We start from the raw sequence: 15,328 nt of genomic DNA, 5'->3' as shown, positions 1-15,328 counted from the left end.
TTCAAGGAGGTTTCATGGAGGCAATCTGGATCGCCGCGGCACTTGTCGTGGCCGTGGTTGGCGGCTGGCCGGTGACGGCGGGCATTCTCAAGCTTGCCAAGTCTAAAAGTGTTCGGGCTGTGGACACCGCGGAATTGGGGACGGAAATGCTTGCCGATGACATTCCATTGGAGCAGGACGAAGGTCCGGACGCCCCGTTGGATGTGACCCCTGCGCCACACCCCAAAGTTGAGGTGCTACGCGGTGGCCTGCTCATTGGTTTCCTTGAACGCGGTGCGGTGGCCCTGGCCATTCTGGCCGGCCAGCCCGTCGCGATTGCCTATGTGGTGGCCATCAAGGGTCTCGGCAGGTATCCGGAATTGAAGGACACACCTGCCGCAAGTGAGCGCTTTATTATTGGCACGCTGGCTTCAATGTTGTGGGCGGCCAGTGTTGCGGTCCTTGTGAAAACCCTGCTGCATATAGGCTGAGCCCATGTCTATTTTTGCCGTTGAATATGTTTATGGTCCCGAAGCTGAAGCAGCGCGGACCGAACATCGCCCCAAGCATCGCGAATGGCTGGCCGCATTGGCCGAGTCTGAAATCCTGCTGGCCTCTGGCCCGTATGCAGATGGTGCAGGGGCATTGCTCATCTTCCGTGGCGAGGATGAAGCAGCCGTACAGGCGCTGGTTGCTCAGGATCCCATGACCATTGGCGGTGGAGTCACGGGTCTGAAGATTTCGGGCTGGAACCCGCTCATTGGCCAACTGAGCCGCTACGTGGCCTAGGCCTCATTTGTCCACGTCACCGCGGGATCGAGCCTACAATCAAGGGTAGATACTGCGAGATTCCTTAGCGGTGCCACAAACCGGTGCAACTGCCGCAATATTTAATAGATGAACTCCAAGGAGCATATTTTGACCTCCGTCAGTCTTGGCATGCCGCCATTGCCGCCGCCAGTCCTTGCACCCCGCCGTAAGACCCGGCAAATCAAGGTCGGCTCGGTAGGTGTCGGTTCGGATTCGCCCATCAGCGTGCAGTCCATGACAACCACACCAACCACTGACATCAATGGCACGTTGCAGCAGATCGCTGAGCTGACTGCATCCGGTTGCGACATTGTCCGCGTTGCCTGCCCGTCGCAGGACGATGCTGAGGCGCTGCCCATCATCGCCCGCAAGTCGCAGATTCCTGTCATTGCCGACATTCACTTCCAGCCGAAGTATGTTTTTGCTGCCATTGAGGCTGGCTGTGCCGCAGTGCGTGTGAATCCCGGAAATATCCGCAAGTTTGATGACCAGGTGAAGCAGATCGCCATGGCCGCCAGGGACCACGGCACCTCCATTCGCATCGGCGTGAATGCCGGATCGCTGGAGCCGGGCATCATGAAGAAGTACGGCAAGGCCACACCTGAGGCGCTCGTTGAATCGGCCGTTTGGGAAGCATCCTTGTTTGAGGAGCATGGCTTCCACGATTTCAAAATCTCCGTCAAGCACAACGACCCCGTCATCATGGTCGCCGCCTATGAGATGCTTGCCGAAAAGGGCGACTGGCCCCTGCACCTGGGTGTCACCGAAGCGGGTCCTGCCTTCCAGGGGACCATCAAGTCCGCTACCGCGTTTGGTGCACTGCTCGCCAAGGGCATCGGAGACACCATCCGTGTCTCCCTTTCCGCTCCTCCGGTCGAGGAGATCAAGGTTGGGAACCAGATTCTGCAGTCCCTGAACCTGCGTCCGCGCAAGCTGGAAATTGTTTCCTGCCCGTCGTGTGGCCGCGCTCAGGTTGATGTTTACACCCTGGCCGAACAGGTTACTGCCGGCCTTGAGGGCATGGAAGTTCCGCTGCGCGTGGCCGTTATGGGTTGCGTTGTCAACGGACCCGGCGAAGCTCGCGAAGCAGACCTTGGGGTTGCCTCCGGAAACGGCAAGGGACAGATCTTTGTGAAGGGGCAGATCATCAAGACTGTTCCTGAAGATCAAATTGTTGAGACACTCATTGAAGAAGCCATGAGAATTGCCGAAGAGATGGAGTCCGGCGAGGATGACACGACTCTCCAGGGTGGCCCCGTGGTTACCGTTTCCTAAGGGAACGCACCACGACCCGGTGCGCGTCCTTGCCCATCGGGACACGGACGCGCTCCGGGCCTTGGTCGCGCGCGATCGCGTGGCCAATGTCTTTGTTGACTCCCTGATCAACGAAAATAACAGCGCCGTTCCCCAGTCCCCGGGCTCGGTTATGCTCGGTTTTTTTGAGGACGACGGCGTGAGGCTGGCGGCTGCCTGCTGGGTGGGTTCCAACATTGTCCCCATTGAGGCGGATGCGGAGCGCGCCACCTGCTTTGGGCACTGGATTGTTGCCCACTGGCAGCCGCATGCCTCGATTTTTGGGCCCGCCGAGCCTACCCTGGCTCTAATGGATGTACTGCGAAATGCGGGAATTCACGCTCAGGAAATTCGCGCCAACCAGCCACTATTGACTATTTCCGGTCCGCCCCTAGTTGAGCCAAGCCCGTCGCTTGCAGTCAGCCAGAGCGGGCAGTTCAGTGAGATTCTCGTAGCTGCCGCGGCCATGTTTGAGGAAGAAGTGGGATACTCGCCATTCCTTGGCGGTGAAGGGAACTACCGCCGCCGCGTTGCCTGGCTGATCAATCACGGTTATTCCTTCAGCCATAACGAACCCCGGGGGGACGTTATTTTCAAGGCTGACCTTGGTGCGGTGACCCGCTACGCCACACAGGTACAGGGCGTGTGGATGAATCCCGCGTACCGGAGCCAGGGCCTGAGTGCCGGCTACATGGCGGCCGTGGTCCTGCTGGCTCAAAATCACGCACCGGTCACAAGCCTCTACGTCAACGATTACAACATCCGTGCCCGGGCCCTCTATGAGCGCGTGGGCTTTGAACAAGTCGGCACGTTCGCCACGGTCCTGTTCTAGAAAACAGCCCCTCCCGCCCGCGCTTCTGCGCTGACCCGTCAGATAATGCCGTTTTGGCTCGCCATAGCGGCATTATCTGACGGGTCGAGAGTCCGGTGTGGCAGGTTGAAAGCCAACTAGTGACGTGTGTGCCCCGTCACCAATTCTGCGCTACGATTATGCAACTTGTTGCGCAAAGGAGTGCATGGATGAATGCTGGCCAGTTTCCCCACCTATTTACGCCGTTGGATCTTGGATTCACCTCATTGCCCAATAGGGTCCTCATGGGGTCCATGCATGTGGGGCTCGAGGAACATCCGGGTGGCTTTGAACGAATGGCCGCCTTCTATGCCGAGCGCGCCCTCGGCGGTGTGGGCCTCATGGTTACGGGTGGTATTTCGCCCAACGAGGCCGGAAGACCCATGAAGGGCGGTGCCAAGCTCAGCACAGAAGAAGAAGCGCAGCAACACACTGTTGTCACAGCTGCTGTCCATGCCGAAGGTGCCAAGATCGCGCTGCAACTCTTGCACTTTGGCCGTTACGCATCGCACCATCAACTCGTGGCACCGAGCGCGGTCCCGGCACCCATCAGCCCGCTGACGCCGCATCCGCTCAGCATTGACGAGATTGAGCAGACCATTGAAGACTTTGCGCACGCTGCGCAGTTGGCCCAGTCGGCAGGGTACGACGGCGTCGAAATAATGGGGTCAGAAGGCTACCTCATCAACGAGTTCATTGCCCGCCGCACCAACCACAGGACAGATGAATGGGGCGGGACATACGAAAACCGCATGCGGTTCCCGGTGGAGATTGTGCGCCGCGTGCGGGAACGGGTAGGCCAGAACTTCATCATCATCTACCGGCTGTCCATGCTGGATCTGGTGGAAGATGGCTCCACTTTGCAAGAAGTCATCCAGCTGGCCCAAGCCGTTGAAAAAGCCGGGGCCACCTTGCTCAACACTGGCATCGGCTGGCATGAGTCCCGTATCCCCACCATCGCTACTTCGGTGCCACGGGCAGGGTTCGCCTGGGTGACCAAAAAGCTCATGGGCTCCGTCAATATTCCATTGATCACCACCAACCGCATCAACACTCCGGATGTGGCCGAGCGACTCCTCGCCGACGGTACGGCCGATATGGTTTCCATGGCACGGCCATTCCTCGCTGACGCATTCTTCATGCGCAAGGCCCACGAGGGGCGCAGCGATGAAATCAACAGCTGCATCGGGTGCAACCAAGCCTGTCTCGATCACACGTTCGTGGGAAAGACCTCCTCCTGCCTGGTCAACCCCCGTGCCTGCCATGAGACGGAACTCGTCATCGGGCCAACCCCGGAACCCAAGAAACTCGCGGTGGTTGGTGCCGGCCCCGCAGGCTTGGCCTTCGCTGTGACGGCTGCAGAACGCGGCCACCGAGTCACCCTCATCGATTCTGCCTCCGAGATTGGCGGGCAGTTCAACATCGCCAAGCAGATTCCGGGCAAAGAGGAGTTCCACGAAACCATTAGGTATTTCACCCGCCAAGTCCAACTCCTTGGGATCGATCTCCGCCTAAACACCACTGCCAACGCCGCAAGCCTCCTCGCTGAGAACTTTGATGAGATTGTGCTGGCCACCGGTGTTGTGCCGCGCACCCCCGAGGTCGACGGCGTGGACCACCCCAGCGTGATGAGCTACCTTGACGTAATCCGCGACAAGAAGCCGGTGGGTACCAACGTCGCCATCCTGGGGGCCGGCGGCATCGGCTTCGATGTTGCCGAATACATCACCGCGCACGGCACCAGCACCACTCTGGTCCCGGAAAAGTTCTACCGGGAATGGGGGATTGATCCCGAGTACGCGAATGCTGGCGGCATCACGACCGCCGTGCCGGAACGCCCAGATCGCCGTGTGGGCCTTTTTCAGCGCAAGGAAAGCAAGGTTGGCGCCGGGCTTGGCAAGACCACCGGCTGGATCCACCGCACCGAGCTGAAAGCCAAGGGGGTTCAGATGGTGCCCGGCGTTGAGTACCAAAAGATCGACGACGCCGGATTGCACCTGCGTGTCAACGGCACCGACACGGTGCTCGCCGTGGACACGGTCATTCTCTGCACCGGACAGGAACCACGGCGCGAATTGCAGGCCGGGCTGGAGGCTGGCGGCGCCGTCGTGCATCTCATCGGGGGAGCCGATGTGGCAGCGGAACTCGATGCGAAGCGCGCCATCGATCAGGGAACCCGGCTGGCGGCGCGAATCTAAATGTCGTTGACTCACGCAATCTTGACCTCGCTTCTGGAGCGGCCGTGCACGGGGGCGGAGCTGGCGCGGCGTTTTGACAAGTCCCTGGGATATTTTTGGCAGGCCACACACCAACAGATTTATCGTGAGCTGGGCAAGATGGAGGAAAGCGGGCTGGTTGAGGCGCGCGGACTACCGTCGAGCCGCGGGCAGCAGCGCCATTTTGAGGTGCTCGATCCGGGCCGTGCCGAGCTTCTTAGGTGGTGTGGTGGGCACGGGGAACCACGTCCGGTCCGGGATGAACTCATGGTTCGGCTGCGAGCCGCGGCGGTACTTGGGACCGTGGATGTCAGGGACGAGCTCCGGCGACATAGAGTCCTGCACGCTGAAACGCTAGGGAGCTATGAAGCCATTGAGGCGCAGGATTTCCCGCCCAATGCGCCGCGATCCGTTGCCGATGAACTTCAATTGGCGGTGTTGAGGGCCGGCGTCGCCTTTGAAAAATCCTGGCTCACCTGGTGCGATCAGACGCTGGCAAATCTCAAAAAGTGAGTGGTTTAGGGTCGGCCGCGACCCAAATCCGGGGAGGGCGTGGGTGGGCCCACGCGCCCGAGGGGACCCCGGTTTAGGGTCGGCCGCGACCCAAATCCGGGGAGGGCGTGGGTGGGCCCACGCGCCCGAGGGGACCCCGGTTTAGGGTCGGCCGCGACCCAAATCCGGGGAGGGCGTGGGTGGGCCCACGCGCCCGAGGGGACCCCGGTTTAGGGTCGGCCGCGACCCAAATCCGGGGAGGGCGTGGGGACTAGCTGCTTGCAGTTTCCTGATCGGCGGCCTGTGCCTGAAGCATATGTGCCGTGGCTTCGAGCATGGTCGCAGCTTGGAGAATCACGGGGGCATAGGATGATCGCCACGCGTGCTTGAAGACAAACGCGTCCGGCCCCTCCCACCGTAAATGGGAGGTAATGCGAGTGTTGAGATCATTTTTGACGGTCAACAGGATATCGTGAGCATGCTCCAGATCTCGGGCAAAGGTGCGCAGATCCTCCGGGTCGGCGCCTTGAAAGCCGGTGCTCATGGAATCTCCTGTTGTTGCCGTGTCATTGCACCTCAACACTAGGGGGCTAGGTAGGTGCAGGGCGATGGGCAGAGGTACCCATGTTCAGGCTGTTCGGCGTCGCAACGTCAGCGAAGCAAGCAGCAGGACCACCACCAAGAAACCTGTGATCACCATCAAATCCGTGACCAGGGCGCTGGTAGGTTCGGCGTTGGCGGCAACTTCCTGCAGCCCATCCACGGCATAACTCAACGGCAGGACGTTGGAGATGGCCTCCAACACCCCATTCATTTGATCCCTGGCCACAAACAAGCCGCAGAGCAGAATCTGGGGAATCACCACAACGGGCATGAATTGAACAGCCTGGAACTCGGTGGTTGCAAAGGCCGAGCACAAGAGGCCAAGCGCCACGCCGAGTACCGCCGTCAAAACAGAAATCAGCACCACCCAACCGGCATTCCCATCAATCTTCAAACCAAAAATCCAGTAGGCGGTTCCCGTAGCAACCAGCGCCTGCAACGCCGCCATAATGGAGAACGCCAGGGCATAGCCAAAGAGAAGATCAGCTTTGTGGATGGGCGTGGTCAGAAGACGCTCCAGTGTGCCCGAGGTCCGTTCCCGCAACATGGTGATGGAGGTGACGAGGAACATCACCACGAATGGAAAGATGCCAAGCATCATCAGGCCCACCCGGTCAAAGGTGCGCGGCATTCCCGGTGGCAGAGTCTCGTTTTGGTACAGCCAGTACACCAACACCAACAAGACGGCAGGCACAACCAAAATCATGCCGATGCTTCTGGGATCGCCCTTGAGTTGACGCAAAACCCTGGCACTGGTAGCCCACATCATTCTTGGATTCATGACGCCGACCTTTCCTGCTCCCGCATGGACTCCTGAATCAAACGCAGAAACGCCAGTTCCAGATCGTCAGTGCGGCCGCTTTCACGCAGCTGTGCAGGCGTCAGCTGCGACAGGAGCAAACCATCGCGCAAGAGCAGCAGCGAATCGCAATGGCCTGCCTCCTCCATGACATGGCTGGAAATAATCAAGGTGGTCCCTTCAGCCGCCATGGCCGCGAACTGTTGCCACAAATCCGCGCGCAGCACCGGGTCCAGCCCCACCGTGGGCTCGTCCAAGACCAGCAAACGTGGTTTGCCCACCAGCGCACAGGCAAGGGATACCCGGCTAAATTGCCCGCCGGAGAGGCTGCCAGCTTTTCGCTTGGCCAACTCGGAAAGGCCGACGGCGGCCAGCACAGCATGTGCCTCCTCCTGGCTGCCGCCGTGCACAGCTCCGAAGTAGCGAACATTGTCCAAGACACTCAAATCCCGGTAGACGCTGGCTGCCTGGGTGACATAACCGACGTCGTTCCTGTTCAAGGGATCCCCGGCCGGCCGGCCCAGAACTCTGACAGTGCCGGCCGTGATCTTCTGAACCCCAACCAAGGCGCGCATAAAAGTGGTCTTGCCACTTCCAGAGGGCCCCAAAAGACCTGTGATGCGCCCTTCAGGAATGTTGCATGAAATATTTGCCAAGACGGTGGATTTCCCGCGATGAACACGCAAACCCTCAACGCTGACGCTGATGGGGCCGCTCAATCCTGAAGGATCGGCCGGAACAGGGGCAAAAGGGGGTTCTGGGGCGGGCAACGCTGCTCTGTGGGACATCTGGGGCTCCAAGGCTGCCGGTACATGATCGTGTCATTTCAAACTAGACCCGGGGCAGGGGAGTGTCCAGCATCTACGCCTGCGCCATGAGACTCATAGTGAAATAACCGGATAGTCCTTGAAGACGTGCAGACGGGGCGCGTAGCTTGGCAAGTGGTGCACCGCCTAGATGCACCTTCCGCAGAGATCACAATCGATGCGGAACAAAAGGACACTGAAGGGACTCAACGTCATGGCAGTTTCGGTAAATTTGGCAAAGGCACTCGACAAGGAATTTGAGGACAAGTCACTCACAGAAATCCTCGACGCTTCACCGGCAGCACTGGCAGGAATCACTGACGCCAAGGCAGCTGCCCTCAAGGAACTTCTAGGCATCAAGACCATCCGCGAGCTCGGCAGCAACAAGTACTTCGCCACCGCAGGAGTGCTCGTGGCACTCGAGAACAAAGCAGGCTAGTCCCCACGCCCTCCCCAAGTGCAGCCGCTGGCGCGTCTGCACTTGGGGCCCCTCGGGCGCGTGGGCCCAAGTTCGCTGGTGGGTGCAGCCGCTGGCGCGTCTGCACTTGGGGAGGGCGTGGGCCCAAGTTCGCTGGTGGGTGCAGCCGCTGGCGCGTGGGCCCGAAATATGGACGGGTCTGGCGGATCTTTGCGTTTCGCCTCCCCATTTGCCTAGACCTAGGGCGCCCGTGTGCCAGGGTGCGTACTGAACCGGTAGATTAGTACCTGTCCGTCCTGATTGAGGGCGGCGCATACCAACTTCAAGAAATGGAACATTTCGCGTGGCACTTCGCCTTTCCAAACTCTTTCTACGTACCTTGCGTGAAGATCCCGCCGACGCCGAAGTAGACAGCCACCGGTTGCTGCTGCGTGCCGGCTACATTCGCCGCGCGGCCCCCGGTATCTACACGTGGCTCCCGCTTGGTCTGCGCGTGCTGCGCAAGGTCGAGGCCATTGTGCGTGAAGAGATGGACGCCATTGGCGCCCAGGAAGTGCATTTCCCGGCACTGCTGCCCCGCGAGCCGTACGAGGCCACCAACCGCTGGCAGGAATACGGCGATAACCTCTTCCGCCTGCAGGACCGCAAGGGTGCCGACTACCTCTTGGCTCCCACCCACGAGGAAATGTTCACGCTGCTGGTCAAGGACCTCTACTCCTCCTACAAGGACCTGCCGCTGAGCCTGTATCAAATCCAGAACAAGTACCGCGACGAGGCTCGCCCCCGCGCCGGACTACTGCGCGGCCGTGAATTCGTCATGAAGGACTCCTACTCCTTTGACATTGACGACGCCGGACTGGAAGCCAGCTACATGGCTCACCGCGGTGCCTACTTGCGTATCTTTGAGCGCCTGGGCTTGGAAATCATTCCGGTTGCCGCAACGGCCGGTGCCATGGGCGGTTCCAAGAGTGAAGAGTTCCTGCACCCCATGACCGTTGGTGAAGACACCTTTGTGCGATCACCGGGTGGATACGCAGCCAACGTTGAAGCTGTGACCACAGTTGTTCCTGCCGAGATCGATTTCTCCAGCGCTCCGGCGGCTGCAGTCCTGGACACCCCGGACACACCCACCATCGATTCCCTCGTCGCTGCTGCCAACTCCTTGGCACCGCGCGCCGAAGGCGAGTGGAGTGCCGCAGACACGTTGAAGAACGTTGTCCTGGCCGTTGACCTGCCCACCGGCGAACGCCAGATCGTGGTTGTGGGCCTGCCCGGAGACCGCGATGTAGACCTCAAGCGCATCGAAGCCAACATTGGCGCCCACCTGTCCGTCGGTGGAGAAGTTGGCGTTGAAGCAGCCGGCGAAGCCGACCTGAAGAAGCACGCAGGACTGATCAAGGGTTACATCGGGCCTGGCCTGGCTCTTGACGCAGCCGTACTCGGCGCAGAAGCATCCACGAAGCTCCTGTACCTGGTCGATCCCCGCGTTGTATCCGGAACCACGTGGATCACCGGCGCCAACGAAGAAGGCAAGCACGTCTTTGGCCTCGTGGCCGGGCGCGACTTCACCTGGGACGGCACCGTTGAAGCGGCCCAGGTTCGCGAAGGCGATCCGGCCCCTGACGGATCCGGACCTCTCGAGGCAGCCCGCGGCATCGAAATGGGCCACATCTTCGCCCTGGGCCGCAAGTACGCCGAGTCCCTGGATCTGAAGGTCCTGGACCAAAACGGCAAGCTGGCGGTGGTGACCATGGGTTCCTACGGCATCGGTGTTACCCGCGCCGTCGCCGCACTGGCCGAATCCAACCACGACGACAAGGGCCTGATCTGGCCTGCCAAGGTTGCTCCGGCCGATGTCCATGTGGTTGCCGTTGGCCGTGGCGAGGAAATCTTCGCCGCAGCCGAGCAGCTCACAGCTGATCTTGAAGCCGCAGGCCTGGAGGTCATTTATGATGACCGCCCCAAGGTTTCCCCCGGCGTGAAGTTCGGCGACGCTGAACTCATCGGTGTCCCCACCATCCTGGCCGTAGGCCGCGGACTGGTTGACGGCGTCGTGGAAATCAAGAACCGCGCTACGGGCGTTGCCGAAAACATCGCCGTAACCGAGGCCGTCAAGTACGTCCTCGACCAGCAGTAAGGATCCGCCGGGCCCGGCTCCGGGGTCCGGTCCCTCGCGGGCAGTAAGATTTCCTCGGTCGCTGGGCGACCTTTGAAAATCCATCCCCGCTCCGGGCCCGGCTCCGGGCATGCGCGCACGGGAGTCGGTGCGCCCGGAACGGGCGAGAAATCTTACTGCCCGCGAGGGTGCACCGGCGGACGTGTGCACAGCAAATGACGAATAGGACGCAATGGTCTCCGGCTTTGAACACCTCACTCTCGCCACGCTTTTGCTCATTATCGTGGCCGGTTTTGCTGCTGGCTGGATTGATGCGGTGGTGGGTGGCGGTGGACTGATTCAACTGCCTGTGATGTTGATGATCCCTGGAATTACGCCGGTGCAGGCCTTGGCCACCAACAAGATGGGCTCCATCTTTGGCACTGCCACGAGCTCGGTGACTTACTACCGTCGAGTGAAACCTGACATGCGCACGGCCCTGCCCATGGCTGCTGTTGCGTTGCTTGGTAGCGTGGGTGGTGCCGTTGTGGCGGCGACTTTGCCAGGGTCCGTTTTCAAACCGATCATCGTTGTTGCCCTTGTTGTGGTGTTGGCGTTTACGGCGCTCAAACCCAATATTGGTGAGCTTACGGCGTTGCGCCATTCGGGCCGCAAACACTACGTGGTTGCCGCTTGCATCGGCGGAATTATCGGATTTTATGATGGCTTGATTGGTCCTGGAACCGGTTCTTTCCTGGTCATCGCCATGGTGACCCTCATGGGCTACGCGTTTCTTGAAGCCAGTGCGAAGGCAAAAATCGTCAACCTGGCAACGAACGCCGGCGCACTGATGTTCTTCCTGCCGCACGGTTCGTTGCTGTGGGGAGTGGGCCTGGTCCTGGGCGGGGCAAACATGGCCGGTGGCTACTTGGGCGCCCGCACAGCCGTGAAACAGGGCAGCAAGTTCATCAGAATCGTGTTCCTCGTTGTTGTCGCCGTCCTGATCGTCAAGCTTGGCATCGACGTAGTTAACGAAAATATTCTGAACAGCTAGGACAGCACGCGGAGCTCGTGCGCCCCAGGCAAACCCGGCAGCGTCTTCCCGGCCATCGTGCTGGCGACCCACAACGATCGTTGGGCGTCGCCGCTGCGTCCCGAATTCTCCAAGTACCACAACGCGTTTTCCACCTCACGGACAACCGCCCACGCTGCAGCAAGGTCTTCCCTCAGACCCGCGGCCTGCGCCAGCTCTGAAGAACGACGCCGTAGCGCGGCTTCCGAGTTACGCTCCGGCAGATCTCCCAACCTGTTCCAGAGACAGGGCGCCACGCCGAATTCGCCATCGCCCAACTGGGCTTGCGGGTCGATTGCCACGTAGTCGGCAGACCCGGGCTTCGCCAAGATGTTCAAGTAGTGCAGGTCCGTGTGGACCAAAACGTCATTGTTGCTGCGGCGGCCAACGGCTCCCTGGATTTGGCAGACTTCCAATGCCGCTTCCAGGAGCCAGCGTGGAAACGGCTCGTAAAGATCACCCCACCGCTGTGGCAGTTCGTCGCAATAGCGTTCGGCCGTTCCCGCGATGTGGGGAATCCGCTGCCAGCCGGGGCGGTCATCGGGACGAATACTTAGGTTTCGCACCAGGGCGCCCCACGTGGCAATGGCTTCATCCATGGGCAGCTGCATGAGCGACCTCCCGGAATCGAGCCGCTCCATGAGAGTTGCCCCGATCGATTCGTCATCCTCCATGATTCGCACCATTCCGTGCCCATCCCACAGTTGAAGTGCTACGGGTTCCAGCAGGGCCTCGTCAAACGGGAAAGCAATTTTCAAGGCGGCAGCAACTCCGGCCTGGGTGAGGACCGGAATCACAATTCCCGTGTTTCCGTGCCACGGTGTTTTGCCTGCGGGGAGGTCAACACCAAGATGCCATTGCGCCACGGCTTGTTCGATCAGAATTGGCAATTTATCTACCCATGCCCGACCTTCCGAGGTTCGGCGGTGGCGCAAGCGCAACGGTTCAGGAATTTCAACTCTCATGGACACATCCTTGAGCTTAGCCGTTGTCACCTGAGTGGCCCCTCCGGCGTCGAACCTTAGTAGCGTTAGCCAACCAGTCCGCTGGAACCAAGCAGACTGCCAATCGAAAACGTTGCGGCCAAGGCCAGTGCGCCGCCAAGGACTACGCGGGCCGCAGCCCGGGTGCGGGAACCGCCGCCGATGGTGGCACCAATCCAACCCGTTACTCCCAGCGCGAGCATGACTGCCACGAATACGACTGGGACGCGGAAGGCAACAGGGGGCAGCAAGATGGCCACAAGCGGCAGCACAGCGCCAAGGAGGAAGGCAATGGCCGAGGCGAAAGCGGCGTGCCAGGGACTCACAACGTCCTCGGCATCGAGGTTGAGCTCGGCCGAAAGGTGGGCGCCGAGGGCGTCGTGTTCAGTTAGCTCATTGGCTACGAGAGCGGCGGTGGCGGGCGAGAGACCCTTGCGTTCATAGACCTGGGCAAGCTCGGTCAGGTTCGCGCGCGGGGCACGCCTCAGATCGGCCCGCTTGGCGCGGATCATGGATTTTTGGCTGTCGCGCTGGCTGCTGACGGACACGTACTCGCCCAGCGCCATGGAGATGGCGCCACCTACCAATGCGGCCATGCCTGCCGTGAGAATTGGCCCGGTTTCGCTCGTGGCACCGGCAACACCAACGGCAACTGCCGCGACGGAAACAATCCCGTCATTGGCGCCCAACACGCCGGCCCGTAGCCAGTTCAGGCGTTGGGCGGTTTCCACTGTCTTAGGCAGCTCCCGGGGAGCCATCAACTGCTCAGCTCGCTTCATAAGTACAGCAAAGCACTAGCTGATTTCCAGCGCTAGCAAGGAGAGGATATCCTCGCGAAGGCTTGGCTATCCTTGGATTTTTGTGTCGAAATCAGGCGTCAGGCATGCCCGAGAGTGCGCTAAGAGATCCGCCCCAAAGGAGCTGTGACTGGGTCGAGTCAAGCAGCCAGGTGACGGAAATTTCGCGGAGTTCGGTGGTGTTCGACAGCGTCTTACTACCGTCAGCGGCCGCCTGCGGTGCCGCCGTAGCAGCAGCTGCGGCTGCTGGGGCGGTGCTCAGGGCAGCCAGATCGGCATACTCTCGGGATAGTTCGGCTTCCAATCCGGCAAGGGCTGACGCTGGTGTGGTGGTGAATGAGCCGTCCAGGGTGAACCCCGCAACCGTTGTGGCGAGCGGAAGGCAGCGCACTCGGAGTTCTTCGTTGAGGACCTTGAGCTTGGCCTCATGACGGGTTAGCAGGGTTGCCGACTGGCTGAATTGCGGCTCAGACATACGTGTGGTGGCTACCTGATAGGCGTAAATCGCTTTTTGTTCACCTAGTGCGGCGGCTCGAAGTGCCGAGTCGATCGTCGCGCCGGGGCGCGGTTCCAAGGCCGACTTGCAGTCGGGTGCCTTGGGTGCGGCAAAATCAACACGCGCAGGCAAGAAGGCCGAGGAGACGGGGGCGCTCCCAACGGCCGATGCCAGGGTTTGCGCCTGAAGGACCCGGCTGGTTCCGGCCGCCGCGAACACCCTGCCCATGGCCTGCTCGGCAGAGAGGGCGCTGTTGAGGAGTTCGTCGCCGCTGGCGTTGAGGGCCAGGACGAATTCGATGACACTGACCGGTGTGGCCGCCGCAGGGGAGGCGGCGTTCGAGGTGTTCGGGGGCAGGCCGTCACTCAATGCAGCTGCTTGCCTTGAAAGATCTTTGGCGGTTTGGTTCAGGAGGTCCTGAACCTTCGTGGCGCTGCCAGAACCAGCGAGGGTGTTGGCTTGCTCCACTAAGACATTGGTTTTTTCCCACGCAGCCTGACGATCTAGTTCGGTCTGCGACTGTCCCAATGAGGCGTCTTCCTTTCCTGACAAGACTGTTCCCATGCCAACCACCACAGCGGCGATGACGATCATGAAGAAAAATGCCTTGAGGAAAGCCATCGGACGTTTCTTTTGCTTCGCACCAGGCTTGCCAGCCCGTGATCCACGGACGGCCCCTGTTTTGCTTTCCGGCTCGGAAACGAACGCCGTGACGACGGATGGGGTTTCTGTGCCCGAAATTTCCGCGGCTGAAGACTGGGCCGACGGCTCCCCATCGGAGTCCACCTTCTGCTCCGCAAGGCGCCGCTCGCGACGGGACATCGGAGCAGCCTCGTCGGCAGCCTGCTCAGCCTCGTCCTGAGCGTGGACGTCATCGGCTGAAGTCTCTTCATCCGCTGACTCAGGGACTACTGGTTCATCCTCTGCAGCATTGGAACTCTCGACGTCGGCTTCACCGTCATTGTTTGTGGCCTCAGGCTTGGGATCTGCCGCCTCATCCCCAGTAGCGCAGGCTTCGGTGGCGGGTGCTGACTCTGCCGGCTCGGGGCCGGGTTCAGCCGCTTCTGCAACAGGAGCGGATAGGTCGAGTTCGTCAGCAGTGCCCGGTGCAGTTTCTTCTTCGACAAGTTCTGGTTCAGGAGATTCGGTGACCTCGTCGGCAGGCTCGACGTCAGGGGCGTTGGCGGGGGAGTCATCAGCGGATGGTTCATCCTCGAGAATCGCGTCATCGGCAGGCGAGGTGTCAGCCGTTGGTGGGTCTCCGGCGTCGTCGGTTTTGGCCTTGGCGGGGTCGCGCTCGGGAACTTCAGTGGAATCCTGCGGAGCCGGGGCCTCAACGTCCAAGACCACGGGGGTGGGCGATTCGTCGGCAGGGGCAGAGACAACCATTCCGTCGGCTCCGATGACCAAAATTGCGGGCACTGAAGAGGCCGCTTTTGCGGGTGCTCCGGCGGGCGATGTGGCCCGGCGGGGACCCTTGCGCGGGCTCTTGGCTGGTGAGGTGCCAGGAGTGCCAGCCGCCGATGGGACGGAAGGGGTCTGATCGGCCTGAGAATGTGGATTGGTCACAACTGTTGATCATCTCACGAGTGCCTTGCATGGTGCACAATTGTGGGGCC

Annotated in this window: 15 protein-coding genes; 9 read left to right on the top strand and 6 right to left on the bottom strand. The window is 60.7% G+C overall.

What is annotated here, in order from left to right; genetic code table 11:
• The first annotated feature begins 14 nt into the window (after positions 1–14).
• The 6 genes from BLV41_RS08840 (at position 15) to BLV41_RS08815 (ending at position 5,661) form a co-directional block, all read left to right on the top strand.
• Complete coding sequence (locus tag BLV41_RS08840) at positions 15–470, top strand: hypothetical protein (RefSeq protein ID WP_074711385.1); 456 nt, start codon at positions 15–17, stop codon at positions 468–470.
• Positions 471–474: 4 nt separating this feature from the next.
• Positions 475–768, top strand: a complete 294-nt coding sequence (locus BLV41_RS08835; RefSeq protein WP_074711384.1) for a YciI family protein — start codon at positions 475–477, stop codon at positions 766–768.
• Between the two features lie 129 nt (positions 769–897).
• Positions 898–2,064, top strand: a complete 1,167-nt coding sequence (gene ispG / locus BLV41_RS08830; protein WP_074711383.1) for a flavodoxin-dependent (E)-4-hydroxy-3-methylbut-2-enyl-diphosphate synthase — start codon at positions 898–900, stop codon at positions 2,062–2,064.
• Positions 2,021–2,914: a GNAT family N-acetyltransferase gene (locus tag BLV41_RS08825; RefSeq protein ID WP_074711382.1), complete on the top strand. Its 894-nt coding sequence runs from the start codon at positions 2,021–2,023 to the stop codon at positions 2,912–2,914. The genes ispG and BLV41_RS08825 overlap by 44 nt, the downstream gene beginning before the upstream one ends.
• A gap of 188 nt (positions 2,915–3,102) precedes the next feature.
• A complete protein-coding gene (locus tag BLV41_RS08820; RefSeq protein ID WP_074711381.1) occupies positions 3,103–5,130 on the top strand; it encodes an oxidoreductase in 2,028 nt (675 codons plus the stop codon).
• A gap of 6 nt (positions 5,131–5,136) precedes the next feature.
• Positions 5,137–5,661 (top strand): PadR family transcriptional regulator, encoded by a 525-nt coding sequence (locus BLV41_RS08815; protein ID WP_211481616.1) that lies wholly within the window; start codon positions 5,137–5,139, stop codon positions 5,659–5,661.
• A 250-nt stretch (positions 5,662–5,911) separates the two neighbouring features.
• Here BLV41_RS08815 and BLV41_RS08810 read toward each other — a convergent pair whose 3' ends face one another.
• The 3 genes from BLV41_RS08810 to BLV41_RS08800 form a co-directional block, all read right to left on the bottom strand.
• Positions 5,912–6,184: a hypothetical protein gene (locus tag BLV41_RS08810; protein WP_044579071.1), complete on the bottom strand. Its 273-nt coding sequence runs from the start codon at positions 6,182–6,184 to the stop codon at positions 5,912–5,914.
• A gap of 84 nt (positions 6,185–6,268) precedes the next feature.
• Positions 6,269–7,024 (bottom strand): ABC transporter permease, encoded by a 756-nt coding sequence (locus BLV41_RS08805; RefSeq protein WP_074711379.1) that lies wholly within the window; start codon positions 7,022–7,024, stop codon positions 6,269–6,271.
• Positions 7,021–7,830 carry an ABC transporter ATP-binding protein gene (locus BLV41_RS08800; RefSeq protein WP_083360679.1) on the bottom strand — a complete coding sequence of 270 codons (810 nt, stop codon included), beginning with the start codon at positions 7,828–7,830 and terminating at the stop codon, positions 7,021–7,023. The genes BLV41_RS08805 and BLV41_RS08800 overlap by 4 nt, the downstream gene beginning before the upstream one ends.
• A 232-nt stretch (positions 7,831–8,062) precedes the next feature.
• On the opposite strand from BLV41_RS08800, the gene BLV41_RS08795 reads away from it, so the two are divergent.
• The 3 genes from BLV41_RS08795 to BLV41_RS08785 all read left to right on the top strand — a co-directional run bounded on the left by BLV41_RS08795 (position 8,063) and on the right by BLV41_RS08785 (position 11,415).
• Entirely contained in the window at positions 8,063–8,287 is a 225-nt protein-coding gene (locus BLV41_RS08795; protein ID WP_044579076.1) for a hypothetical protein, read from the top strand.
• A gap of 322 nt (positions 8,288–8,609) precedes the next feature.
• Positions 8,610–10,403, top strand: coding sequence for a proline--tRNA ligase (locus tag BLV41_RS08790; protein WP_074711378.1), 1,794 nt, complete (start codon positions 8,610–8,612; stop codon positions 10,401–10,403).
• A 211-nt stretch (positions 10,404–10,614) separates the two neighbouring features.
• Complete coding sequence (locus tag BLV41_RS08785) at positions 10,615–11,415, top strand: sulfite exporter TauE/SafE family protein (protein ID WP_074711377.1); 801 nt, start codon at positions 10,615–10,617, stop codon at positions 11,413–11,415.
• Here the strand turns inward: BLV41_RS08785 and BLV41_RS08780 are convergent.
• The 3 genes from BLV41_RS08780 to BLV41_RS08770 all read right to left on the bottom strand — a co-directional run bounded on the left by BLV41_RS08780 (position 11,412) and on the right by BLV41_RS08770 (position 15,278).
• A complete protein-coding gene (locus BLV41_RS08780) occupies positions 11,412–12,398 on the bottom strand; it encodes an aminoglycoside phosphotransferase family protein (RefSeq protein WP_074711376.1) in 987 nt (328 codons plus the stop codon). The genes BLV41_RS08785 and BLV41_RS08780 overlap by 4 nt on opposite strands.
• Positions 12,399–12,463: 65 nt before the next feature.
• Positions 12,464–13,195, bottom strand: a complete 732-nt coding sequence (locus BLV41_RS08775; RefSeq protein WP_074711375.1) for a VIT1/CCC1 transporter family protein — start codon at positions 13,193–13,195, stop codon at positions 12,464–12,466.
• A 91-nt stretch (positions 13,196–13,286) separates the two neighbouring features.
• Positions 13,287–15,278: a DUF4439 domain-containing protein gene (locus tag BLV41_RS08770; protein ID WP_074711374.1), complete on the bottom strand. Its 1,992-nt coding sequence runs from the start codon at positions 15,276–15,278 to the stop codon at positions 13,287–13,289.
• Between the last annotated feature and the right edge of the window lie 50 nt (positions 15,279–15,328).

The sequence above is a fragment of the Arthrobacter alpinus genome, from assembly GCF_900105965.1.
Taxonomy (GTDB): domain Bacteria; phylum Actinomycetota; class Actinomycetes; order Actinomycetales; family Micrococcaceae; genus Specibacter; species Specibacter alpinus.
Note: the sequence above shows the minus strand (reverse complement) of the source record. Positions and strands in the feature narration are given on the sequence as shown.

Excerpts from the sequence above, each read along its gene's own strand:
- BLV41_RS08775 (WP_074711375.1), bottom strand. The coding sequence starts at position 13,195 with ATGAAGCGAGCTGAGCAGTTGATGGCTCCCCGGGAGCTGCCTAAGACA.
- BLV41_RS08835 (WP_074711384.1), top strand. The coding sequence starts at position 475 with ATGTCTATTTTTGCCGTTGAATATGTTTATGGTCCCGAAGCTGAAGCA.
- BLV41_RS08780 (WP_074711376.1), bottom strand. The coding sequence starts at position 12,398 with ATGAGAGTTGAAATTCCTGAACCGTTGCGCTTGCGCCACCGCCGAACC.
- BLV41_RS08800 (WP_083360679.1), bottom strand. The coding sequence starts at position 7,830 with ATGTCCCACAGAGCAGCGTTGCCCGCCCCAGAACCCCCTTTTGCCCCT.
- BLV41_RS08805 (WP_074711379.1), bottom strand. The coding sequence starts at position 7,024 with ATGAATCCAAGAATGATGTGGGCTACCAGTGCCAGGGTTTTGCGTCAA.
- BLV41_RS08810 (WP_044579071.1), bottom strand. The coding sequence starts at position 6,184 with ATGAGCACCGGCTTTCAAGGCGCCGACCCGGAGGATCTGCGCACCTTT.
- BLV41_RS08825 (WP_074711382.1), top strand. The coding sequence starts at position 2,021 with ATGACACGACTCTCCAGGGTGGCCCCGTGGTTACCGTTTCCTAAGGGA.
- BLV41_RS08795 (WP_044579076.1), top strand. The coding sequence starts at position 8,063 with ATGGCAGTTTCGGTAAATTTGGCAAAGGCACTCGACAAGGAATTTGAG.
- BLV41_RS08785 (WP_074711377.1), top strand. The coding sequence starts at position 10,615 with ATGGTCTCCGGCTTTGAACACCTCACTCTCGCCACGCTTTTGCTCATT.
- BLV41_RS08820 (WP_074711381.1), top strand. The coding sequence starts at position 3,103 with ATGAATGCTGGCCAGTTTCCCCACCTATTTACGCCGTTGGATCTTGGA.
- BLV41_RS08840 (WP_074711385.1), top strand. The coding sequence starts at position 15 with ATGGAGGCAATCTGGATCGCCGCGGCACTTGTCGTGGCCGTGGTTGGC.